This window comes from Pyxidicoccus trucidator (genome assembly GCF_010894435.1).
Classification (GTDB): domain Bacteria; phylum Myxococcota; class Myxococcia; order Myxococcales; family Myxococcaceae; genus Myxococcus; species Myxococcus trucidator.
In genome coordinates, this window is the sequence record NZ_JAAIXZ010000010.1 from 157,521 (window position 1) to 180,906 (window position 23,386).

Annotated in this window: 19 protein-coding genes; 8 read left to right on the forward strand and 11 right to left on the reverse strand. The window is 70.7% G+C overall.

What is annotated here, in order from left to right:
* Nucleotides 1-3: 3 nt before the first annotated feature.
* The 7 genes from srmL to G4D85_RS26925 all read right to left on the reverse strand — a co-directional run bounded on the left by srmL (nucleotide 4) and on the right by G4D85_RS26925 (nucleotide 9,006).
* Nucleotides 4-1,158: a PheS-related mystery ligase SrmL gene (gene srmL, locus G4D85_RS26895; protein WP_164016862.1), complete on the reverse strand. Its 1,155-nt coding sequence runs from the start codon at nucleotides 1,156-1,158 to the stop codon at nucleotides 4-6.
* Between the two features lie 314 nt (nucleotides 1,159-1,472).
* The gene (locus G4D85_RS26900) at nucleotides 1,473-1,826 is read right to left on the reverse strand and encodes a response regulator (protein ID WP_164016863.1); all 354 of its coding nucleotides are present in this window, start codon (nucleotides 1,824-1,826) and stop codon (nucleotides 1,473-1,475) included.
* A complete protein-coding gene (locus G4D85_RS26905; protein WP_205525723.1) occupies nucleotides 1,823-5,254 on the reverse strand; it encodes an ATP-binding protein in 3,432 nt (1,143 codons plus the stop codon). The genes G4D85_RS26900 and G4D85_RS26905 overlap by 4 nt, the downstream gene beginning before the upstream one ends.
* A gap of 188 nt (nucleotides 5,255-5,442) precedes the next feature.
* A complete protein-coding gene (locus G4D85_RS26910; RefSeq protein ID WP_164016865.1) occupies nucleotides 5,443-6,180 on the reverse strand; it encodes a dienelactone hydrolase family protein in 738 nt (245 codons plus the stop codon).
* 26 nt (nucleotides 6,181-6,206) lie between these two features.
* On the reverse strand, nucleotides 6,207-7,373 hold the full coding sequence (locus G4D85_RS26915) for an iron-containing alcohol dehydrogenase (RefSeq protein ID WP_164016866.1): 1,167 nt from the start codon (nucleotides 7,371-7,373) through the stop codon (nucleotides 6,207-6,209).
* Nucleotide 7,374: 1 nt separating this feature from the next.
* Complete coding sequence (locus G4D85_RS26920) at nucleotides 7,375-7,692, reverse strand: putative quinol monooxygenase (RefSeq protein ID WP_164016867.1); 318 nt, start codon at nucleotides 7,690-7,692, stop codon at nucleotides 7,375-7,377.
* Nucleotides 7,693-7,776: 84 nt separating this feature from the next.
* The gene (locus tag G4D85_RS26925) at nucleotides 7,777-9,006 is read right to left on the reverse strand and encodes a heparin lyase I family protein (RefSeq protein ID WP_164016868.1); all 1,230 of its coding nucleotides are present in this window, start codon (nucleotides 9,004-9,006) and stop codon (nucleotides 7,777-7,779) included.
* A 392-nt stretch (nucleotides 9,007-9,398) separates the two neighbouring features.
* Between G4D85_RS26925 and G4D85_RS26930 the strand changes: the two genes are divergently transcribed.
* The 8 genes from G4D85_RS26930 to G4D85_RS26965 all read left to right on the forward strand — a co-directional run bounded on the left by G4D85_RS26930 (nucleotide 9,399) and on the right by G4D85_RS26965 (nucleotide 17,942).
* A complete protein-coding gene (locus G4D85_RS26930; RefSeq protein ID WP_164016869.1) occupies nucleotides 9,399-11,669 on the forward strand; it encodes an AAA family ATPase in 2,271 nt (756 codons plus the stop codon).
* Between the two features lie 35 nt (nucleotides 11,670-11,704).
* Complete coding sequence (locus G4D85_RS26935; RefSeq protein WP_164016870.1) at nucleotides 11,705-12,682, forward strand: L,D-transpeptidase family protein; 978 nt, start codon at nucleotides 11,705-11,707, stop codon at nucleotides 12,680-12,682.
* 51 nt (nucleotides 12,683-12,733) lie between these two features.
* The gene (locus G4D85_RS26940; RefSeq protein WP_164016871.1) at nucleotides 12,734-13,879 is read left to right on the forward strand and encodes an LOG family protein; all 1,146 of its coding nucleotides are present in this window, start codon (nucleotides 12,734-12,736) and stop codon (nucleotides 13,877-13,879) included.
* Between the two features lie 121 nt (nucleotides 13,880-14,000).
* Entirely contained in the window at nucleotides 14,001-14,189 is a 189-nt protein-coding gene (locus G4D85_RS26945; protein WP_164016872.1) for a hypothetical protein, read from the forward strand.
* Between the two features lie 75 nt (nucleotides 14,190-14,264).
* Nucleotides 14,265-14,948 (forward strand): HAD family hydrolase, encoded by a 684-nt coding sequence (locus tag G4D85_RS26950; RefSeq protein WP_164016873.1) that lies wholly within the window; start codon nucleotides 14,265-14,267, stop codon nucleotides 14,946-14,948.
* Nucleotides 14,939-15,748, forward strand: coding sequence for an STM4013/SEN3800 family hydrolase (locus tag G4D85_RS26955; RefSeq protein WP_164016874.1), 810 nt, complete (start codon nucleotides 14,939-14,941; stop codon nucleotides 15,746-15,748). The genes G4D85_RS26950 and G4D85_RS26955 overlap by 10 nt, the downstream gene beginning before the upstream one ends.
* Nucleotides 15,745-17,061 (forward strand): STM4012 family radical SAM protein, encoded by a 1,317-nt coding sequence (locus G4D85_RS26960; protein ID WP_164016875.1) that lies wholly within the window; start codon nucleotides 15,745-15,747, stop codon nucleotides 17,059-17,061. The genes G4D85_RS26955 and G4D85_RS26960 overlap by 4 nt, the downstream gene beginning before the upstream one ends.
* Nucleotides 17,058-17,942, forward strand: a complete 885-nt coding sequence (locus G4D85_RS26965; RefSeq protein ID WP_164016876.1) for an STM4011 family radical SAM protein — start codon at nucleotides 17,058-17,060, stop codon at nucleotides 17,940-17,942. Before G4D85_RS26960 ends, G4D85_RS26965 begins: the two co-directional genes overlap by 4 nt.
* Here the strand turns inward: G4D85_RS26965 and G4D85_RS26970 are convergent.
* From G4D85_RS26970 to G4D85_RS26985, 4 genes are read right to left on the reverse strand one after another with little or no spacing between them, the layout of a single operon-like run.
* Nucleotides 17,931-19,085, reverse strand: coding sequence for an STM4014 family protein (locus G4D85_RS26970; RefSeq protein ID WP_164016877.1), 1,155 nt, complete (start codon nucleotides 19,083-19,085; stop codon nucleotides 17,931-17,933). The two genes, G4D85_RS26965 and G4D85_RS26970, sit on opposite strands and share 12 nt — an antisense overlap.
* A 6-nt stretch (nucleotides 19,086-19,091) precedes the next feature.
* Complete coding sequence (locus G4D85_RS26975; protein ID WP_164016878.1) at nucleotides 19,092-20,444, reverse strand: WGR domain-containing protein; 1,353 nt, start codon at nucleotides 20,442-20,444, stop codon at nucleotides 19,092-19,094.
* 33 nt (nucleotides 20,445-20,477) lie between these two features.
* Nucleotides 20,478-21,845, reverse strand: a complete 1,368-nt coding sequence (locus tag G4D85_RS26980) for a WGR domain-containing protein (protein WP_164016879.1) — start codon at nucleotides 21,843-21,845, stop codon at nucleotides 20,478-20,480.
* A 43-nt stretch (nucleotides 21,846-21,888) separates the two neighbouring features.
* Nucleotides 21,889-23,385: a hypothetical protein gene (locus G4D85_RS26985; protein WP_164016880.1), complete on the reverse strand. Its 1,497-nt coding sequence runs from the start codon at nucleotides 23,383-23,385 to the stop codon at nucleotides 21,889-21,891.
* Between the last annotated feature and the right edge of the window lies 1 nt (nucleotide 23,386).

Consider the following 23,386-nt stretch of genomic DNA (forward strand, 5'->3'; position numbering starts at 1 on the left):
CCGTCAGTGCGGGCGGGCCGCCCATTCCCACGCGGTGCCCCGGTGGAGCGCCGCGTAGATGTCGTCCCGGAGCGTGTTGCACTCGTCATGCGTCAGCGTGCGGTCCAGGGCGCGCAGCACCACGCGAAGCAGCACGTTCTTCTGGCCCGGGGAGATGCCCATGCGCTTCACCGCGCTGGGAGGCAGCGCGGAGTAGGGGGTCTCCGAGAGCACGTGCACACCCTCCACCAGCTCCGCCCGGTCTCCGAGCGCGGCACGCACGACGTCCCCCAGTTCCTCCGGTGTCTGCTCTTCCTCCAGGACCAATGACAAGTCCCGCCGGACCTCCGGCATGGAGGACACCGGGCGGTAGGGCTCCAGGTCCAGGAGCTGGGACGCGATTCGCGGGTTCGCCGAGCGCAGCAGGCGGATGTCGTCCAGCCCCTTGCGCAACATCAGGATGCGGTCCAACCCCACGCCCATGGCCAGGCCCGTGGTGGTGCGGGTGTCCAGGCCACTCTCTTCGAGCAGGGCGGGGAGCGCGAGGCCGCACTCGCCTATCTCCACCCACTCCGTGCCGGCCAGGACATCCACCTGGAGGCCGTCGGTGGTGTACGGGTGGAGGGCCGGGGTCAGCTTCACTTCGCGCCCGGGAAGCAGCGCACGGACCACGGTGGCAATCATGTCTCGCAGGTCGTCCGGCGTGAGCGGCGGGCCTCGACGGATGCGCCAGAGGTCCATCTGGTGGGGCTCGCCCGTGTGGAGTCGGTCGATGCAGTCGCGGCGGTAGACCAGCCCGGGGCAGGCGAGCAGCGCGTCCTCGGGCGGTGCCGCGGACAGCCGGCGCAGCAGTCCCGGAATCATGGCCGAGGTCTGCGAGCGCAGCAGCGCGGTGTCACAGACGTAGCGCGAGTAGCGCGCGTCCCTGGCGGCGCCTCCGGGTGGGTAGTGGAGCCGGTCGTAGTTGTCGGCGATGGAGACGACAGGGCTCTGCCGGTGGAGGCGCACCTCGCAGCCCCACGTGGAGCGCAGGGACTCCAGCGCGGCGGACACGAGCTGCTGCATGGCATGCGGGCCGGCTGCGGAGTCGGTGAGGTCGCGGACGGATAGGGCGCGCCGGAGTTCTTCGGCGCTGAGGATGGAGGTGGATGCGGAGACAGGAAGGGAGACGGACGACATGGGAAACCTCTCGGTGGATGGCGATGGGACGCATGGGTCTCCGGGACGCCGGGCGGGGAAGCCGCCTTGCGCCGCCGGCCTTGGATGCCCCCCCGGCGAGTCGGGGAGGGCGTCGCGCCTGACGGCGTTCCACCAACGAGAGGGGCGTGCGCTCAGTCGACGAGCACGGCCTCCCGACTCCCAAACGGGGCCGGGGGGCGGCTAAATCGACGAGCACTCACCACGAGGTACATGCGGACAGGATTAACGATGTCGGTGCTTCCTGGCAAGAGGGCCGCCCGAGGAGGTCGACCTTTGACAGGGCCGCGACGCCTCTACGCGGTGGCCGCGAGCAGCTGGTCGATGTCGACCGGCTTGCGGAGGTAGGCGCGGGCGTCGAGGACGCTCCGGTGGCTGTCGAGCCGGGGGTCGGCACTCATGACCACCACCGGAATCTGGGCGAAGCGCGCGTCGGCGCGTTGCTCGGTGCGGAACTGGAAGCCGTCCTTCACCGGCATCATCAGGTCCAGAAGGATGATGTCCGGGGACAGCCGCATCCGCTCCAACTCGGCGAGCCCCTGGGCGCCATTCTCCGCGCAGATGACGGTGTGTCCCTCGTCCTCGAGCAACTCCCGGATGGCGTCGCGGATGTAGCGGTCGTCCTCCACGACGAGGATTCGCCGGCTCATGTCCCGTCCCTCTGTACGGCCGAGAGACCTTCGGCGAGGGCGCGCGAGGCATCGCGGGGGAGCAGGACCACGAAGCTCGCGCCGCCGCCCGGCGGGCTCTCCACCACGATGCTCCCTCCGTGGGCGGCCACGATCCGCTTGGAGATGAAGAGGCCCAGGCCCAGCCCTCCGGCGTTTCGCGAGGCGATGCCGCGGTCGAAGCGCTCGAAGATGCTCTCGCGCTGGGCTTCGCCTACCCCGGGGCCGTAGTCGCGCACTTCGATGCGCGCCAGCTCCCCCGCCGCCGACAGGCGCACGTCGAGGCGCGCACCTGGCGCGTACTTCATCGCATTGGAGACGAGGTTCGTCAGCACCTGCTCGAGCCGGGAACCGTCCCAGACGCCCACGAGTCCGGGCGGCGCGTCCAGCAGGGCCTCGCAGCCCGCCTGCGCGAGCTGCCCGGAGAGGCGCTCCATCATGTCGCGTGCGAGCAGGGTGAGGTCGAGCTTCTTGAAGGTGAGGTCGAAGGTGCCCGTGCGGATGCGCGCGACGTCGAGGAGGTCGTCGACGAGGCTCGTCAGCCGGTCCACCTGGACCAACGAGACGCGCAGCGCCCTCGCGAGCTTCTCGGGACTCGGGGCGCGGCCCTCGTCGGGCTTCACGTTCCGCTCGGTCATCTGCAACTGCATCCGCAGCGAGGTGATGGGCGTCTTCAGCTCGTGCGAGGCGATGGAGAGGAACTCGTCGCGCGCGCCCAGCAGCGATTTCAGCTCCCGCTCCACCCGCTTGAGCCGGGAGATGTCCCGGAAGCTGACGATGGCCTGCCCTGGCTGAGTGCCGATGGCGGGGACGACGTCGGAGTCCACCACGATGTTGAACCGCCCGGCGGGCGAGTGCCAGACCGCCTCCAGGTCCCGGACCCGCTCACCCCGCCGGAGCAAGGCGCCCGGGGTGTCCTCCGGGTCGAGCGGGCCATCGGCATCATCGGTGAGCCGAGAGACCCGGCCGCGCTCCGCGGCGTCGATGTCGGCGGGAAAGCGCCCGTCGGAGAGCTGCTGGGCGGCCCGGTTCACGAAGGTGAACCGGCCGGAGACCGGGTCGACGAGCAGGGTGGGGATGGGGAGGCGATCCAGCACGACCTCGAGCCACCGCTGCTGCCGCGCGAGGTTCTCCGCGCGCGTCTCCTGCTCCGTCACCTGCCTCCGCAAGGCGGCCATGTTGAGCTGGGCCTGCACCCGGGCCAGGAGCTCCCTCGCGGAGAACGGCTTCGTCAGATAGTCGTCCGCGCCAAGCTCGAGCCCGCTCGCCGTGGCCTCCTCCCCCGCGCGCGCCGACAGCAGGATGATGGGGACCACGCGCAGCGCGTCGTCCGCCCGAAGCTGCTTCATCAGCTCGATGCCATCCATCACCGGCATCATCACGTCCGAGAGCACGAGGTCCGGCCGAGCCGCTCGCGCCACACGGAGCGCCTCCGCTCCGTTCGCCACCGCCGTGACTTGATAGCGTCCCTCGAGGAGACGACGGACATAGTCACGCATGTCGGCGTTGTCGTCGGCGAGCAGGACCCGCTGGCGGGTGCCAGCCGCCGGGAGCTCCACGGCCTTCGCGGTGGAGGTCGCGGGAGTCCTGTCCACGCTCCTGCCGTCCTCCACCGATGAAGCCGCCGGAGCCTGATCCGTCAGCCAGCGAAGCGTCTCCTCCACGTAGGCCTCGGGGCGGGTCGCGGTGGAAGGAGGCCGCTGCGTCCCGGCCAGCGCAGGCGCTGCCATCCAGTAGGCGCTTCCGAGCGGGACGCGAACGAAGAAGGTCGAGCCCTCGCCCTCGACGCTCCGCACCTCGACCGAGCCGCCATGGAGCTTCGCGAGCTCGTCCACGAGCGCGAGGCCGATGCCGCTGCCCTCGTGGGTGCGCCCCTTCGCCCCCTGCACCCGGTGAAAGCGCTGGAACACGCGCCCGAGCTCCCGCTCCGGAATGCCGATGCCCGTGTCCCGCACCGACAGCCGCGCGAACCCGTCCTCCCGCTTGAGCTCGACCCGGATTTCCCCCTCGTGGGTGAACTTGAACGCGTTCGACACGAGGTTCAGGACAATCTTCTCCCACATCTCGCGGTCCACGAGCACCGGGTCACCCAGTGGCTCGGCGTCCACCACGAACCGCATGCCCGCGCGCTCGACGGCGGAGCGGAAGGCGCTCGCGATGTCCCGGGTGAGCGAGGCCAAGTCGGTCGGCTCGACCGAGGCCTGGGCGCGGCCCGCCTCGATGCGGGAGAAGTCGAGCAGCGCGTTCACCAGCTTGAGGAGCCGCAGCCCATTGCGGTGGACCACCTCGAGCTCGCCGCGCGCGGCCTCCGGCAGTTCCCCCCGGTGCCCTGCGAGGAGGTCCTCCACCGGCCCGAGCAGCAGCGTGAGCGGCGTGCGGAACTCATGGCTCACGTTGCTGAAGAAGGCCGTCTTCGCCTGGTCTATCTCCGCGAGCGCCTCGGCCCGGAGTCGCTCGGCTTCGTACGCGCGCGCGTTCCCGAGGGCCGCGCTGGCCGCCGCCCCCAGCATCTCCAGGAAGGTCCGGTAGGCATCATCGAGGGGGAGTCGCTGGCTCGCCCCGACGACGAGGAAGCCCAGCGGCGCGTCCAGGCCCGCGACGCGGACTGGTAGCACGAACGACGTCGCCATCGGCTCGGGATACGGTCCCGCGGGGACGGGCCCGAACCGGGACTCCATGTCCGAGATTTGCTCCGCTCTGCCGCCGCGTGCCGCCTTCAGGAGCGGCCAGCCGGTGCCCGTGTCCGTCCCGGTCAGCTCAATCACTCGCGGCGCGAGCGTGCCTCCGGCGGGCGTCCGGCAGGTCCCCCGGAGCAAGGCCTGGGTCCCGTCTGGCGTCGTCACGTAGAGGAGCGCGAATGGCAGGTCGAAGGCGTATTCTTCGAGCGACGCGAGGAGCAGGTCGCAGGCCTCGTCAAAGACTGTCGCCATTCCGGCGCGGTCCGAGATGTCCCGCAGCGCCCGCGTGCGCCGCTGGGCGAGCATCGTCGGGGTCGTCTCGGTCACCGGGTGGAAGAGCCCCGCCACCTTCCCGGACTCGTCGCGGATGGGGCTGAGCGAGAAGGTGAAGAATGTCTCCTCCGGATAGCCATTGCGCTCGAGGAACATCCGCTGGTTCTCGAGGTAGGTCGTCTCCCCGGCGAGCGCCCGTTCGAAGGGTTCGCCGATGGCTGGCCAGGCAGACGCCCAGGTGACCCGGTAGTCCTCGCCCATCGCGCGCGGATGCACCGCGCCGCAGACCACGCGGTAGCCGTCGTTGTAGATCTGGTTGTGGCCGTCGCCCCAGATGATGTTGATTGGAAAATTCGAGGCGAGGCAGAGGCTCACCGTCGTACGCAGGCTCTGTGGCCACGTCTCGATAGGGCCCAGCGGAGAGCTTGACCAGTCGAGCGACGCGATGAGCGTCGCCATCTCGCCACCCCCGGCGAGCCATTCGAGTTTCCTCGGCTGGGTGCTCATGCGAAGGGGATAGGTATTGTCCTGCTTCTGGACAAGACAATCACCCACCCGACCCGGGGTTGAACCGTCGCCAAGCTGACGGCTGTGAGCCCCGAGGTCGGCGAGGAGGTGTTGGCCCGGAAACAGCGAGCCGGATCAGCTCAGTCCCGCAGCGTCCGGTGGAACAGGTCCAGCAGCCGCTGCCAGTGCTTCTCGGACGCGTCCTTGTCATACGCGGCCGAGCCCGCCACCGCGTAGCCATGGCGCGCGCCCGTGAAGAGCTCGGAGCGGTGCTTGACGCCGGACTCCTTCAGGGACGTCTCCAGCTTCTGGATGGCCTCGGCAGGCATGGAGCCATCATTGTCCGCATGGCCGAAGTACAGCTCGCCCTTCACCTTGCCGACCAGCCGGTGGGGACTCTCGGGCGCGTCCGTGGCCAGCCGCCCGCCATGGGACGAGGCCGCCGCGCCGATGCGGTCCGGGAAGTCCGCCGCCATGCGCACGGCAATGCCGCCGCTCATGCAGTACCCCGCCACGCCCACCTTCTTCCCCTTCACCTGGGGCTGCCGGCCGAGGAAGTCGAGCTCCGCGGCGGCGTCGACCTCGAGCCGCTCGGGCGTCAGCCCGCCGATGAGCGCGTAGATGCGCTTGCGGAACACCTCGTCCTCGAAGGAGCCCTGGAGGTCCAGCTTCGACGTATGGCCCTCCCGGTAGAAGACGTTGGGCAGCAGGACGACGTAGCCCTCCTTCGCGAGCCGGTGCGCCATCTGCTCGAAGACGGGCCGGATTCCAAATGCGTCCGTCAGCAGGATGACCGCGGGCCAGGGGCCATTGCCCTCCGGCTGGAACAGCTTCGCGTCCATCGTGCCTTCGGGGGTCTTGATGTCGATGTCTTGCATGGGTCTCCGTGGTTTCCACCAGCAGGCTACATCGAACGGGTGGCAATCTCCGTGAGCTCCGCGTCCGTGAGCACCAGGGGATTGGCCTTCATGCTGCTCGCGGCCTTCGCCTTCGCCACCAGCGCCGGGACTTCCGCCGCCGTCAGTCCATAACGCCCGAGGCCCGGCACGCGCAGCGCCGCGCACAGGTCCTCCACCCACGCGAGGGCCTCCTCGGCGCGCGCGTCCGGCCGGCCCGTCAGCAGCACCGCCACCTCCTGGAAGCGCGGCACCGCCGGGTGCTCCGGCGCGCGGGCGCGCAGGGCCCGCAGGTTCACGTCCAGCACGGCGGGCAGCAGCGCCGCGCACACCGCGCCATGCGGCGCCTCGAACATGCCGCCCACCGGCGCCGCGAAGCCATGCACCGCGCCCAGCCCGGAGTTCGCGAGACACAGCCCGCCGAAGAGGCTGGCCAGCGCCAGGTCCTCGCGAGCCGTCGAGTCCGGCCCGTCCAGCACCGCGCGCCGCAGGGAGCGGGCCGAGCGGCGCAGGCCTTCACGCGCCAGTGAGTCCGTGAGCGGATTGGCCCTCGCGGAGAGAAAGGGCTCGAGGAGCTGCGACAGCGCATCCAGCCCGCTGGAGGCCAGCACCGCGGCCGGGGCTCCGGTCAGCAGGTCCGGGTCCACCAGGGCCACACGCGGCAGCATGTGCGGGCTGCGCAGGCTGGCCTTCACCTTCGCTTCCTTCGAGCCCAGCACCGCGTTGCGCGTCACCTCCGAGCCCGTGCCCGCGGTGGTGGGAATGGCCACGAAGGGCAGGGAAGGGCGCGTGAGTGGCTTCCCCCGGCCGATGACCTCCAGGTAGTCCAGCGGGTCGCCGCCATTGGCGGCCAGCGCCGCGATGGCCTTGCCCGCGTCCAGCGCGCTGCCACCCCCAAACGCCACCACCGCGTCACAGCGGGCCTCCAGCGCGGCGGCCGTTCCTTCCCGTGCAAGCTCCACCGTGGGCTCGCCCTCCACCGGGAAGACACGCACGGGCAGGCCGAGCCGCTCCAGCGCTTCATGCAGCGTCCTGGCCCGGGAAGGGTCCCTGCCCGTGACGAGCAGCACCCGGCTTCCGCCCAGGCCCCGCACCGCCTCGGGGGCTTCCGAGAGCCGGCCCGGGCCGAAGACGATGCGCGTGGCGGTGGCGAACTCGAAGGAGGGGCCGCTCACGTCACCACCCGGCGTCGTCGGGGAAGCGGTTGACGTACTTCCGGCTGGTGCGCGGCTCCGCCATCATCGGCGCCACCGTGTCGCGCCAGGTGAGGTAGTGGGCCGTCTCCTTGTGCGCCGCCGGAGCCTGCGCCGTCCGGTACACCTCCACGAGCACGAAGCGTGTCGGGTCCTCGGTGTCCTGGATGACGTCGAAGCGGGTGATGCCGGGTTCCTTCACGCTCTGTCGCGCATTGGCCAGGGTGGCCTCGCGGAACGCGTCCACGTGCTCCGGCTTCACGTGGACATGGACATGGACGACCAGCAGTGTCTGGGACATGCCCCGAAACTACTCCGGGCCGGGGCCGCGCGGGTGCACGGCCTCCGGCCCGGGAACGTTTCGCTGTTCGCTGTCAGGCAGCCGCTACGGCGCGGTGACGACCGACGTCGGGCTGAGGACGTCCTGGAGGCTGCGGGCCATCAGCCACCCGTCGTGGTAGACGATGCCCGTCTGCGCCACCGTGTCGCTCCGGTACAGGCCCACCTTCAGGTAGTTGAGCTGCCCGGAGAACTGCGTGGCGATGAAGCGCTTGGGCAGCACGAGCTTCCCGTTGAGGTACAGCTCCACGAAGCCCACGCTGGAGTTCGGCGACCACTTCACGTGGAAGATGAAGTCCTGCCACTGGCCGCGCACCAGCGGCGTGCGCCAGACAATCACACCCGGGTTGCCACCGATGTTGAGGCGGATCTCCTCGCCGTAGACCAGGAACTCCACCGGCGGTGAGCCCGAGCTGCCCTCATGGTGCCACTGCGTGAAGAGCTGCCACGTCTTCGCGCTGGGGAAGGTGGAGTCGAACATCGTGCTCCAGCGGTAGTAGTACTCCGAGCCCACCGCCTCGCGCGTCATCCGCACCAACTCGTTGCGGTTGCCGCTGGAGTTGATGGGGTCGTCGCCCTGCTTCACCGTGGCCTTGAGGGCGTAGCGGCCCTGGCGCATCGGCGAGGACACCACGGCCAGCCGGTCCGCGTTCACCATCTGCGTGCTGCTCCACTGCGAGCGGGTGCCCGTCTCGAAGTCACCCACCCAGACCACGCTGGCGCCCGTGGGCGGCGGAGTCGTCGGAGGGGGCGTCGTCACGGAGCCGGCGCAGGCGCGTGCCTCGGCGATGCTGGCCCAGTCGTTGAGGGTGTTGCCGTTGACGGTGATGCGCACCCGGCGCGCGGAGGTGGCCGTGAAGGTGTAGGTCTCCGCCGCCGTCGAGGTGCCGGTGCTCTTACCGGAGAAGACGGGCGTATAGGTGATGCCGTCCGGGGAGACGGACACCGAGAAGGTGTTGGCGCGGGTGTTGCCGCCGTGCCAGGCGATGGCGATACCGCCGACCGTCTTCGTGGCGCCCAGGTCGTAGTCGATCCACGACCCCTTGCCGAGGTTGCTCCACCGGGTGTCGAGCCGGTCGTCCATCGTGTTCGCCGGCACGTTGCCGTCGTTGCCGCTGGCGAGGACCGAGGCGGCCGTGAGCTGCGTGCAGTTCGTCGCGGTGAGGTCCGCGGCCGAGGATTCCATCGTTTCGGGAGCCTCACCCGCTTCGGTGCCGGCGTCGTATGCGCCACAGCCGGCAAGCAGGGTTCCAACCAGCAGGAGGGTCTTCTTCATGGGGGCTCTCTGGGGTGAAGACAGACGGGGGGTGAAGCCGCGCCGCGGAGAGCAGGCGGGCGGATGTCTGACTTTGTGATTGTGGGTCTTCTCCAAGGACGCGGCGGTGGGCTGCCGCGCTGAGACGGGTAACGAGTATCGATGAAATGTATTTCGTACTCAACACATGCTGAACATGCCTGCTTGCTCTACGGAAAAGAGGGCGAGACATGGATGCGCAGGAGGTGCGTGCAACTTCCGGCCAGCAAACACGGCGTGAAGCCGACAGTCGCACAGCCCCGAGGCGCGAGGCGCGCGGGACTCGCAGGGCGTTAAAACAGCCGGGTCGCACCGAGAACGCGAGGGCTCGGCGCTCCATCCACACCGCATCATTCTTCGATTGGGAGGTGGCCATGGCCCCGTCCTCGGGCATCTGTGTGGCCTGCGGCGCTCGAATTCCGGTGGGGACTCTCGCGTGTCCCTTCACCCCACCCGGGCCCCCACGGGGCGCACCGGTGCGCAGGTGGGCGACCGGCACCTGTCAGCCCCCACTTGTCGGACGCGCCGTGCAGCGGGGGCGGCTGCGGTCCTTGGCTGCGGAGGCGCGGCGCGGGCTTGGGCGCGCGGCGTGGCTGGTGGGCGAGGCGGGCCTGGGCAAGTCGCGGCTGAAGGACGCGCTCGTCGAGGAGCTGGTCGGCGAGGGCTTCGAGGTGTGGGAGGGCAGTGGCGTGGCCCTCCCCGGCACCCCGGGTGGCCCGTTCCGCGAGCTGCTGGAGGGGACGCGCGCGTTGCAGCCAGCGCCCGGGGTGGGGCGGGTATCCAGCGAGGAGGAGGCGCTGCTCGCGCGGTTCGTGGAAGGCCGTGAGCGGCAGGGCGTTCCCGCGAGCCTCTCCGCCGAGCGCACCGCGCTGTTGGATGCCCTCTGCCATGCGCTCCTGCCACACCGCCGTCCACGCCTGCTCATCCTGGAGGACTGGCAGTACGCGGACCCGCTCAGCCATGCGCTCGTCGAGGTGCTGGTCTCTCGCCTCTCGCACACGTCCATGTTGTTGCTCGCCCTGCAGCGCCCCGGGGGGACGGCGCCGGTGCCGCTGGCGTCCGAGGTGCTCACGTTGGGGCCGCTCTCCGACGACGACTCCAGGTCCCTGCTGGAGCAGCGCGTGCGTTCGCGGACCGCCATGACACCCCAGGTGCGTGAAGCCCTGTTGCACGCGGGCACCGGACATCCGCTGCACCTGCTGCACGCCATCACCCTCCACGAGGAGCACCCCGAAGCGCCGGTGCCGGACTCGGGCGAGGCGGCGCTCTCCGCACGGTTGGAGGGGCTGTCCCCCGAGCAGCGCGAGGCGCTCCAGGCGGCCTTCGTGCTCGGGCCTTCGTTTCCGCGCCCCGTGCTGGGGGCGCTCGTCGGCGGCTACACGTCGCTCGCGCCGCTGGAGATGGGAGGGTGGCTTCGGGCCGTCGCGGGGGGGCGGTGCACGTGGGCGCTCGAGCCCGCGGAGGTGTCCCCGGACAGCACCGCCGAGGACACGCAGGCGCTGCATCACCGGGCCGCGGAGGCCTATGAGTCCCTGCCCGTGGAGCTGCGGCGCCGGGCCTGCTCGGAGCTCTCCCGGCACTGGCTCGCGGCGGACGTGCCGGAGCGGGCGCTGCCGCACCTGCTGGAGCTCGCGGGGTGGAACCGCGCGGCGCTGGAGACAGGCTCCGCGCTCGCGGTGTACCGCTTCTCACTGGGCCTGGCGGCGGGGCTGGAGTCCACCGCGGCGCGGGAATGGCAGCGCGTGCTCTGGGAACGCAAGGGGGATGCGCACCGGCTCGCTGGCGCCCGTGAGGACGCGGAGTCCGCCTGGCGCACGGCCCGCGCGCTCGACGTGGAGGCGCCGGAGCCCCTGCTGGTGGACCGGGCGCGGAGACTGCAGAAGCTGACCTCGGTGCTGCTCGCGCTCGGCCGCTTCGACGAGGTGGTTGCGTTGGCGGAGGAGGGCTCGCGCGAGGGGGTGGAGGCCGTGCCCCTGGTGGCCGCGTCGCTGGATGGGCTCGCCTCGCTCGCGCTCTGTGGGCTGGGGCGCTTCGAGCAGGCCGCTGCGCGGCTGCGCCTCGCGCGGGAGCGGCTGCGGCTGGCCTCTCTGGAGAATGGGCCCTCGCGGGCCAGCGTGGAGGCCTCCCTGCACCGGGCCATGGGCAATGTGTTGATGGGCCAGGGGCATCCGGAGCAGGCGACCGTGGAGTACCTCGCGGTGCTGCGCTGGAGCGAGCTCGCCGGGGACACGTGGGAGCACTCCATCGCGCTCTTCAGTCTGGGCAATGCCCACGCGCGCGCGGGAGACCGGGAGCGCGCGACGCACTTCTTCCAGCTCGCGCTGGACCTCAAGTCGCGCACCGGGGACCGCTGGGGCATGGCGTACACCCACCATGGGCTGGCGCTGCTGCACACGCAGGCGGACGCGCCGGAGCTGGCGAAGGAGGACGCCGTGCGCGGACTCCAGCTCGCCGCGATGCTGGGGGACCGCAAGCTGAAGTCGCTGCTCCGCTGCGCCCTGGGCCGCGCGCAGCTTCGGCTGGGGGAGTTGGAGGAGGCCGGGCGACAGCTCCAGCTCGCCGCCCAGGATGCCGCCGCCGTGGGCGCCCGCTCGGAGCAGCTCCAGGCGGAGGCGGCACTGCGCGCTCTCGACGCACGACGTTGACGGAACCCCGGGCGGGGCCCGAGTGTCCACCTTTCGTGCCTGCCCTGGCCCTCTCCCGGCTCCGTCTCGTCGTGCTGCTGACCTGCTCGCTGGGGCTCCCGTCCGTTGCTCCGGCGGCGCCCGCTCCTGATGCGTTCGAGGCGTACCTGCGTCCCCCGCATCCACCCGCCGAGGGCTTTGCTCCCATGCCCGACGGCCAGACGGCTCGCGCGGGGAGCGAGGTCCGCGCGCTGGCTCGTGGCCGGGTGGCGGAGGTGGGGGCCGACGGGCGCTCCGTGGTGCTGGAGCACCTCTACTACGAGAACCATGCGCTGCTGCGTGCCCGGTCGGAGTACTCGGGGTTGGACGGAGTGGCGCTGCGCCCGGGGACGCTCGTCACGCGTGGGCAGGTGCTGGGGCGGGTGGGGGAGAAGGCCCGGCCCGCCGTGACGCTGCATTCAGGGCGGCGCCTGTCCGCCGCCGAGGCCCGGCGCTTCACCGCCCTGCGGGAGCGGCTGCTGCTGCCCGCGGAGGAGCCGTCGCTGCTGCTCATCTCGCACGACGACTTCCAGCTCCGGCTGTACGCACGGGGGCGCGAGCTGGCGCGCAAGGAGGTGAGCTTCGGTCAGGCGGCCGGTGCCAAGGAGGTGCGCGGCGACAACCGCACGCCGAAGGGCATGTACTTCGTCACCCAGAAGCTGCGGGGCGACATCCCCGGGCCGTACTCGGCCTTCTATGGCGGGCACTGGATTCGGGTGAACTATCCGAATCCCTGGGACGCGGAACGGGGCGTGGCCTCGGGCTTTGTCGATGCGAAGACGCGCGAGAAGATTGCCCTCGAATGGGCCGCGCGGCGGAACACGGTGGCCTCCACGCGGCTGGGCAGCGGCATCGGCCTGCACGGTTGGGCGGGGGACTGGACGCTGGCGGAGAGCGGCGGGCGGCTGTCCTGGGGCTGCGTGGTGATGCACAATCCGGACATCGCGTCGCTGTATGAACGGATTCCGGAGGGGACCATGGTCGTCCTCTTCTAGCGACCGAGGAAGCCCTACCGTCTCGGGGGCAAGGCGTGGAATCCTCCGCGTGTGATCGAGATAGAAACCATCGAGGCCTTCGAGCTGCACCTGCGCTCGGGGGCGCACCTGGCCAACGTCGTCATCCAGGGACTGGACCTGCGGAGGTACACCCGGGAGCTGGCCTCCGCCGAGCTTGCCGGCACCGTCTTCCTCGGCTGTGAGCTGGAGAAGGATGCGCTGAGCGCGGCGCTCGCACACGGGGCCATGGTGTTCCCGCCATTCTCCGGGCTGCCGTACCTGCCCTATCGCGGCGCGGTCTACTCGCCCGAGGAGCTCTATGCGGGTTTCGACCCGGCGCGGCCGGAGACGTATGCCGAGACGCCGGATGCCCGCATCTACGCGCACTGGGCCACCCATGGCCGGGGCAGCCCGCCGACGCTGCTGGAGACGCTGTCGCAGCGGCTCCATGACCATGCCGTCACCGATGCGATGGAGGACCTGCTCCTCGCGAACGGTGGGGCTCGCAAGGTGGTGGCCATCATGGGCGGCCACTCCATGAAGCGGGGCCAGCCGGACTACCGCGCCGTGGCGGCGCTGGCTCGCGAGCTGACGCAGCGCGGCTTCTTCATGGTCAGCGGCGGCGGCCCTGGCGCCATGGAGGCCACCCACGTCGGCGCCTGGTTCGCCCGGCGCACCGAGGCGGAGCTGGACGCCGCGCTCGCCATGCTCGCGAAGGCTCCCAGCTACACGGACCGCGAGTGGCTGGCCCGCGCCTTCGAGGTGCGCGGCGCATTCCCCCTGCGTGACGGTGACAGGCCCTACTGCGACAGCCTGGGCATCCCCACGTGGCACTACGGGCACGAGCCGCCCAATCCCTTCGCCACGTACATCGCCAAGTACTTCGCCAACAGCGTGCGCGAGGACGGTCTGCTCACGATTGCGCGCGGCGGCATCGTCTACGCGCCGGGCAGCGCGGGCACCATCCAGGAGATCTTCCAGGACGCCTGTCAGAATCACTACAACTCCGTGGGCGTCATCAGCCCGATGATCTTCCTGGGCACCGAGTTCTGGACGCGCACGCGCCCCGTGTACCCGCTGCTGGCGCTGCTCGCCCAGGGGCAGGAGTACGCGCGCTACCTCATGCTGACGGACTCCCAGGAGGACGTCGTCCGGGCGCTGGTGGAGTACGACGGGGCGCGGCAAGGGGGCGGGTGACACCTTCCGGCCCGGCCGGTGTTCAGGGACGTGCACGCGCGCCGGGCGTGCCGATATGCGCCGCCGCCAGGACCGTTCCACGAGGGGCGGCCCTGGCCGTACCGGCCGAAGGAGGAGTGCCATGTCCCACACCAATCCATTCTTGCTGGGGGCGGTGTGCGTCGTGCTGGGAGCGCTCCTGTGGATGGTGCCGGCCTGCTGGGGCGGTGCGCGGCCCCAGTCTCCGCGGGGGCCCGCGGCCTCCAAGCCCACCCGGACCTACGCGAGCGTCGGGTGGCGCCCCGTGCAGGTCCTGCTCGGCGCGAGGTAGTCCCGAGGCCGCCGTAGGCCTGTTCCACCGACGCAAGGCCGCGTATTCTCTGGGCCCCTCGGGAGGAGTCCCCGGATGCGGCCCCGGGCCGTCTTCTTCGACCTGGATGACACGCTGATCGACCGTGCCGGCGCCTTCGCCAGCTACGTCGAGGACCTCATCGACCGCCACCCGGCCGCGTTCCCCGCGTCCCGCCGGGCCGAGGACGTGGCCGAATTTCACGCGCTCGACGGGCGAGGTTCCACCGACCGCACCGTCTTCTGCCGCCGCGTGACGGACACCTTTCCGGCCCTGGCGCTGTCGCCCGAGGAGCTCTGGGACGACATGTCCACACTGCTGCCCACCCTGGTCGTTCCCAGCGTGGGAACGCTGGTGCTCGTGGAGGGCCTGCGGAAGCGCGCCCCCGTGGCGGTGGTGTCCAATGGCTCGGGCCGCGTGCAGCGCGCGAAGCTGGAGCGTGCCTTCCTCACGGCGCACCTTCCGGACGTCTTCCTCTCCGGCGAGGTCGGCGCGGAGAAGCCGGACGCCCGCATCTTCCTCGCGGCGCTCGCGCGGGTGGACCGTGCTCCCGAGGAGGTGCTCCACGTCGGGGACGACCCGGAGCGGGACATCGTCGGCGCCGCCCGCCTGGGCATGTCCACGTGCTGGGTCTCCCACGGGCGCCCGTGGCCACAGGGGCTGCCACCGCCCACGTTCACCGTGGAGCGTGTCGTGGGCCAACCCGAGGCGCTTCGCGGGGTGCTGGCGCGATGGACATGAACGCCGTGGTCGGCTCGCACGACCTGCTGTTCCTCACCCTGGATACCCTCCGCTATGACGTGGCCGAGGAGCTGGCCGCCCAGGGGCGCACGCCCCACCTCACGGCGCTGATGCCCGGGGGCCGCTGGGAGCAGCGCCACTCGCCCGCCAGCTTCACCTACGCCGCGCACCACGCCTTCTTCGCCGGCTTCCTGCCCACCCCCGTCACGCCCGGCCTCCACCCGCGCCTGTTCGCCATGCGCTTCGAGGGCAGTGAGACAACGGCCCCGGGCACCTGTGTCATCGACGCGCCGGACCTCGTCACCGGGCTCGCCGGGCGCGGCTACCACACCGTCTGCATCGGCGGCGTCGGCTTCTTCAACAAGCGCAACCCGCTGGGCAGCGTGCTCCCCGGCCTCTTCGCGGAGAGTCACTGGAGCCGCGAGATGGGCGTGACGGACCCGCGCTCCACGGAGCACCAGGTGGCGCTCGCCGTGAGCCGTCTGGACGCGCTGCCTCGGGAGCAGCGCGTCTTCCTCTTCATCAACGTGTCCGCGCTGCACCAGCCCAACCGGCACTACCTGCCCGGCGCCACCCAGGACTCGCGCGCCTCGCATGCCGCGGCGCTGGAGTACGTGGACCGCCAGCTTCCGCCCCTCTTCGCCGCCCTGCGGCGACGGGGGCCCGCCTTCTGCATCGTCTGCTCGGACCATGGGACGGCCTATGGCGAGGACGGCTATACCGGCCACCGCCTGGGCCACCCCGTCGTGTGGACGGTGCCCTACGCTGAGTTCCCGCTGAATCGAGACACCGCACCATGACGCGCCTGGAGCAGATGCTGGAAGAGACGCCCTACGTGGCGTACCTCTACGGCTACCCGCACAAGACGGCCTACCGGCCCTTCACCCCCGCGCTCCCCCTGGAGTCCGTCTGGGCGGAGGAGCGGCGCGACGCGCTGTTCCTCTACCTCCACGTGCCCTTCTGCGAGATGCGCTGCGGCTTCTGCAACCTCTTCACCGCCGCCGGGCCGAAGCAGGACGTGGTGGACGGGTACCTCGGCGGGCTCGTCCGGGAGACGCGCCGGGTGAAGCAGGCCCTGGGCCCCGCCACCTTCGCTCGCGCCGCGATTGGCGGCGGCACGCCCACGCTGCTCGACGTGGCCGGCCTCAACACCGTGTTCGACCTCATGGAAGGCGTCATGGGCGCGGACATGAAGCAGATTCCCGTCTCCGTGGAGGTGTCGCCGGAGACGGTGGACGCGGAGAAGCTCCGCGTGCTGCGCTCGCGCGGCGCGGACCGGGTGAGCATTGGCGTGCAGAGCTTCATCGAGGCGGAGGTGGCCGCGGTGAAGCGGCCCCAGCAGACCGCGCAGGTGGAGGCCGCGCTGGACCTCATCCGCTCCACCGGCTTCCCCACGCTGAACATCGACCTCATCTACGGGATGGAGGGGCAGACGGTGGAGAGCTTCCTCTTCTCCCTGCGCGCCGCCCTCCGCTTCAACCCCGAGGAGCTGTACCTCTATCCGCTCTACGTGCGTCCCCTGACGTTCCTCGGCAAGAAGGCTCGCGCGTGGGACGACCTGCGGCTGTCGCTCTACCGCGCCGGCCGCGACTTCCTCCTGTCCCAGGGCTACACGCAGGTCTCCATGCGCATGTTCCGCGCGAAGCACGCGCCGGACGCGGGCGGCCCCGTGTACCGCTGCCAGGAGGACGGCATGGTGGGCCTGGGCTGCGGAGCGCGCTCGTACACAGGCGGCGTGCACTACTCGTCCGAGTACGCGGTGGGCTCGCGCGAGGTGCGCTCCATCATCGCCTCCTACAGCGAGCGCACCGAGGCGTCCTTCGGCGAGGTGGGCTACGGCTTCCGGCTGGAAGCGGCGGAGCGGAAGCGGCGGTACATGCTCCTGTCACTGCTGGCGGATGGCGTGGACCTGGCCACGTACCGTGAGCGCTTCCACTCCGACGCGCTGGCGGACTTCCCCGAATTGGCGGAGCTGGAGGCGCACGGGCTGGGACGCCGCGTGGAGGGCGCATTCCGGCTCACCGAGGCGGGCGTGGAGCGCTCGGACCTGATTGGCCCCTGGCTGCACTCGGAAGGGGTGCGCGAGATGATGCGGGAGTACGCCTGGCGATGAAGCTCACCGTGCTCTACCGGGGCCCGCTGTCCGGCTGCAACTTCGGCTGCGAGTACTGCCCCTTCGGCAAGTGGAAGCAGAGCGAGGAGGAGCTCGCCAAGGACCGCGCGGACCTGGCGCGGTTCATGGCGTGGGTGGAGTCGCGCAAGGACCTGCGCCTCTCCGTGTTCTTCACGCCGTGGGGCGAGGCCCTCATCTGGCCCTGGTACCAGGAGGCGCTCGCCCGGCTGACGCACCTGGAGCACGTTGAGCGCGCCGCCGTGCAGACGAACCTGTCCTGCACGCTGGACTGGGTGCGGAGCTGCCGCGTGGAGAAGCTGGGCATCTGGGCCACCTTCCATCCCGAGTGGATGAAGCGCCGCCGCTTCGTGGCCCAGTGCGAGACGCTGTCCTCGCTCGGCGTGCGGCACAGCGCCGGCATGGTGGGCTTCACGCGCTTCGCCGAGGAGGCCGAGGCCCTGCGCGCCGAGCTGCCCCCGGACACGTACCTGTGGATCAACGCGGTGAAGGACGGGCAGGAGGAGCCGTACACGTCCGAGGACCTCCAGCGCTTCACCCGCGTGGACCCGCTCTTCCCCGTGAACAACACGCGTCACCCCAGCCTGGGCCGGGCGTGCCGGGGCGGAGAGTCCGTCATCTCCGTGGACGGGGAGGGCACCGCGCGCCGGTGCCACTTCATCGACGAGCCGATTGGGAACATCTACACGCCGGACTTCGACTCGGCGCTGCGGCCCCGTGCGTGCTCGAAGGCGACGTGCGGGTGCCACATCGGCTACGTGCACCTGGAGTACCTGGAGCTGGACTGCGTGTTCGGCTCCGGCATCCTGGAGCGCGTGCCCGCGACGCCGCTGTGGAGGTCCGTGCCCGGCTCACGGCCCTGAGGCAGGCGTGCCGAGAGAGCTCAGGGCCTCTCGAATCTCCCACTCGTACACGGTGAGGCCGTCGCGGCGCAGGTTGGGCAGCAGGTCTCCGAAGGCGTTCGCCTCCAGCACGCGGTGCCCGGTGAAGTGCTCCTCGTACATGAGGTCGATGCCCACGTGCAGGCAGTCGTGTGCGCGCGCCACGGTGCGGCAGCTCTCCAGGGCATCCGCCAGCTCGTTCGGAGGCACCGCCGCGCGCAATTCGTCCACGTCCCCGCGCCAGCCGCCGAGGTGCAGGTTGGTAATCGGGTGCCGGCTCTGACGCACCACCGTGAAGGCCGGCTCGCCGCGCACCATCAACACCCGGCAGTCGAAGTAGTCGCCGCCCAGCCGGGCCTTGGGAATCGAGTGCTCCACCTGGGAGCCCTCGGCCAGGAGGAAGGTGAGCACCTCATCCACCCGCGCGGGCTCGTCGATGCGGCGGACCTTCAGCGAGTTGTACCAGCCCGTCGCCGCCTGCTCGATGGTGGTGACCAGCGTGTCCCGGGAGCGCCCCAGCCGGAAGATGGCCAGGCATGACGCCGACGAGCCACAGGACAGCTTCACGAATACCTCGCGGCAGTCCTGCTCGCGCATCCGCTCGCGCAGCGACTCCGGGTCCGTGACGCCTTCCAGCGGCTCGGGCACGGGCACGCCCAGCGCCGCGTACTTTCGCGAGGTGACGCGCTTGTCGAAGAGATCCGCGATGCTCGCGGGCGACTGGAGCACCTTCCAGCGCGGGTGCGCCGCGAAGCTGGCTTGCAGCTCCGCCAGTACCTCGAGGAAGCCCAGGTGGTACTGGCGGGGGCAGAGGATGAGCCCGTGGTCGTACTCCAGCGCGTCCACCTGGGCCGGAGTGACACTGGCGCAGCCGGCCTCCTGTGCGTCCGGGTAACCTCGCTTGAGCAGGGCCCGCTCCACGTCCCAGCTCTCGCCCGCAGAGTCGATGCGGACCAGCGTCTCCGTGTCCGGCAGGTCGGCGAGGAGCCCGGGGTTGGCGAGCAGCTCCACCCAGGGCACCACGCGCGCGGCGGGGAGCCCCTGGCGGACCAGCGCCTCCTGGAAGAGGGCAACGCGGCGGTTCTCCGCGTTGCCGATGAGGAGGAAGGGAGGCGCGGCCGTCATCCGGTGCTACTCGCCGACCGCGACGTAGCGGCGGTCGTCGCCCTCGTCGGAGTCGTCGTGGCGCTGGCGGCCGATGACCACGCCCGCGCACAGCTTCGCCAGCGACTTCGCGACCTTGGCGCTGAGCAGGTTCCGGTCGAGGTCCAGGTGCTTGAGGTGCTTGAAGGCCGCGGCGTTCGCCAGCATCACCTCCGCGCCCTTGTCCGTGAGCGTGCCCAGGGACAGGTCCAGCGACTCAATCTGCTTGAGCACCTGCGACTTCGGCAGCGCCGCGACCAGCTCGTTGGTGAACTCGGCGTTGCACAGGCCCAGCTGCCTGAGCTGGGGCAGGCCGGTGGCGTCGAGGATGGGCTGGATGGACTTCAGGTCGCCGCCGGCCCCGTACTCCTCGGAGCCGAACCAGACCTCCATCCGCTCCAGCTTCGGCCAGTTCGCGGCGGCGATGGCCTTCACCGCCGGGCGGGACAAGCCGCCGGACTCCACGATGAACTCTCGCAGCTCCGGCAGGTCGATCTTCCCCATGCTCGCACCGCCGCCACGCAGGTGGAGCGAGCGGAGCTGGGGAAAAGCCGTGTAGAGCGGAGCGAGGTTCCCCAAGTCCGTCCAGGAGATTTCCATCTCATCCGGGAACACGAAGTCGCCGATGAACAGCTTCCGCAGCGCCTTGGGGGCCGCCTTCGTGATGAGCTTGATGAGCGCGCCGTACTCGTTCTCTCCCTCGTTGTCCGCCATGCCCAGGGTCAGCTCCTGGAGGAAGCGCGCGGAGGGGTGGGCGAGCAGCATCGCCAGCGTCTCGTCGATCTGGAACTCCGGGTCCTCACCGTAGCCGGCGATCGCCACGCGGGCGCTTCGGATGAAGCCCAGGTGCCACTCCACCGTCAGCGTCTTGCCCCCGAGCATCGACGCGAGGGGCGCACCCAGCAGCACGTCCTGGTGCTTCTTGAGGAGGGCGGCCACCTTCCGCTTGAGCGCGGTGGCCTCCGCGCCCTTCGCCTGGAGCAGCGCGTGCTGGAGGGCAATCAGCTCGCCACGAGGGTCTCCCTGCGACTGGAGCCAGTCACCGTAGACGAGGTAACCGTCCGCCACCTCGGGTGCTCCGAGGATGGCCGCCTCCAGCTCCTTGTTGGCCTTCGGCTTGGGGCTGGCGTCCGTCGGCTTGACGCGCTTGTAGCCCTTGCCCTCCTTCTCCTGGACCTGCTTGTCGTACGCGGTGCGCGACTCCCACGAGCTCTTGAACTTCTGCGTCTTTTCCTGGCCCTCCGTGCCGATGCGGCCCCAGCGGGTGGTGAGGACGTCTTCGTCCCGGGTGATTTCCCAGAACTTGTTCGAGCTGCCTTCCTTCATTTCGAAGCGCGGCATGGTGTGTCCCCCTGAAAAGTGGTGCGGGTGGTGCTACTCGCCGACCGCCGCGTAGCGGTAGTCCTCTTCGAACTCGCGCTGGCTGCCCGCGGCCACGCTGGGGCTCAGCTTCGCCACCAGCTTCTCGCCCTCGTCCGTGAGCGTGTTCTCCGTGAGGTCCAGGTGCTTGAGGTGCGCGAAGGCCGCGGCGTTCTCCGCGAGGATGCGCGCGCCCGCGTCCGACATCGTGCCCTTGGACAGGTCCAGCTGCTCCAGCTGCTTGAGCACCTTCGACTGGGGCAGCACCTTGCAGAGCTCGTCCGTGAATTCCGAGTTGCACAGGCCCAGCGACTTGAGCTTCGGCAGGCCCTTGCCGTCGAGGATGGGCTGGATGTCCTCCACCCCGCCCTCGGCGCCATAGTTGTCGGCGCCGAACCAGACCTCCAGCTTCTCCAGCTTCGGCCACTTCGCGGCGGCGACGGACTTCACCGCCGAGAGGGCCAGGCCGCCGGTCTCGATGGTGAACTCGCGCAGCTCCGGCAGGTCGACGTTGCCCAGCTCCAGGGAGTGGCCGCGCAGGCGCAGGGAGCGGAGGTTGGGGAGCAGCTTGTAGAGGGCGGAGATGTCGTGGAGGTGGGACCACGAGATTTCCGTGTCGTCCGGATACTCGAAGTCGCCGATGAACAGGCTCTGGAGCGTCTTCGAGCCGCCCAGGTCGGTGAGTGCCTCGGTGAGGGAGCTGATGGTGCCTTCGTAGTCATTCTCATCATCGAAGTGCGCCATGCCGATGGTGAGTCCCTGGAGGAACCGCGCCGAGGGGTGCGCGAGCAGCTCCTTCAACAGCTCGCCGATGTCCCGGTCGGAGTCGTAGTCCTTCTGGCCCACGCGCGCGGTGCGGATGAAGCCCAGGTGCCACTCCACCGTCAGCTCCTCTTCGTCCAGCGCGTCCGCCAGGTCGCCGAGCAGCGCGGCCTTGCGGCTCTCGAGGAGGGAGGAGACCTGCTTCTTGAGCTTCGTGGCCTCCTCGCCGCTCGCCTGCATCGCCGCGTGCTGGAGGGCGATGAGCTCGCCGCGCGGGTCGCCCTGGCGCTGCAGCCAGTCGCCGTAGACGAGGTATGCGTCCGCGTTGTCCGGGTTGGCGATGATGGTGGCCTCGAGCTCCGGGTTGGACGCGCTCTCGCCGCCCTCGTCACCGTCGGACTCGCCTTCGTCGCCCTCGCCGGCCAGCTCGTAGCCCTTCTTCTCCTTCTCACGGACGAGCTTCTCGTACTCCTTCTTCGCCGCGGCGGGAGAGTCGAAGGTCTGCGTCTTCTCCTGGCCGTCCGTGCCGATGCGACCCCAGCGCGTGGTGAAGGTGTTGTCGGCGAGGGTGATCTGCCAGAACTTGCTGGAGCTGCCTTCCTTGAACTCGTACCGCGGCATGGACGTCCTCCGCGCGCCTTCCTGGCGCGTCCCGGACCGGACGCTAGAGAAGCGCCCGCGCAAGCTCAAGCGCCGTGCCAGTCCAGGCCTCCCATGGGGACTCAGGGGGCTCGGCGGGCCCGGCCGTGGGCCCGGAACGCCCAGGCATTCCGGCCTTGCTTCCCAGGACGCGCACGCGGGGGGAGGGCCCGCTCAGGTCCAGCAGGTGCAGGCCCAGCCGGGCATCGGCGTCCAGCGCGTCGTGGGGGCCCTGACTGGCCGCGTCCACGAGGAGCACGTCCACCCGGGCACGCTTCGTGCTCGCGGTGGCCTCGGAGAGGACGGTGTCCAGGTCGGTGGCGGTGAGGACCTCCGCCGTGCCCCGCTCGCGCCACTCGCGCAGCAGCAATTCGCACAGGCCGCGCTCCGGCTCCAGGGGGAGCTGTCCCTTGCCGTCCTGGAGGAAGACCACCCGGAAGCGGAGGTCCTCGGCGGTCAGCCACGCGGACAGCCGGCGCACGAGGCACAGCACCAGCCCGAGCGCCACCACCACGCGCTGCCAGCGCACGCCCGCGTCCTTCACCCGCGCGTCCGCGAGCTCCGGCAGCAGGGCGAACGTCACCACTCGCCGCCGCCGCACCGCGACGCTCTCGTCGCGCGTGTAGTAGAGGAGCTCGCCCTCCACGTAGCGCACGTCGAAGAGGTCCAGGCTCGGCTCGTCCTCCATGTAGACGAGCTCGGAGGTGACGAGGTTCTCCAGGCTGCCCACGTTGGAGACGGACGCGAAGCCTCCCTGCGGGAAGGAGGCCTCGTCCTCCAGGGTGGTGGGTGTTGGGCCGGAGGAGACCGGACGCGCGCGAAGCTTCGGGGGCAGGGTGCGGGAGAGGGCCTCCGCTGCCTCCACCGCCTGCTCCAGCGCCATGCGCTGCGCCTTGCCCTGGAGGTGCTCCAGGTTCTCCAGTGTGAAGGCCTCCGTGTCACCGAGGAGTGCCTGGGCTCGACGGGCGGCGCTGGCCAGGGCCTCGTAGCCTTCGGCCAGCCGCTCCAGCGCGGCGCCGGCTCCGGGCTCGCGAAGGGCCGCGTAGCCGGCGTGCAGCAGCTCCTCGGGAGGACGGTCCAGCACCCGTCGCGCCAGGGCCGGGCTCAGCGCGGTGCCGGCGTCGTAGCCGAGGCGCGTCAGCACACGGGCGACGAGGAAGGCGACGCCCCGGGGGCGGAGTGGCTCGGGCAGGCGGGCCAGGGCGGACGACACGGCGTCCAGGTGCGGCTCCGCAGCCAGCCGCGCGAGCACGTGGTCGTCGTAGGCGCGCACGGCGGCGCGCAGCCGGGGCAGCGTGTCCGGGACGGGCAGGGTGGGGGAGAGCGGGACGCCGGAGACGAGCCGGCCGAGGTCGGAGACCAGGGCCGGCGGGGGCAAATCGGGTGACTCCGCGAGCGTGGCCAGGAGCCAGGGCACCGCGTGCGTCAGGGCCTCGGGCGTGGGGCCCTCCTGCCGGGCAAGGCACAGCCCGGCGCACAGCCAGCGCTCCGCGTCCTGGGGTCCTCGCAGCTCCGCGCTCATG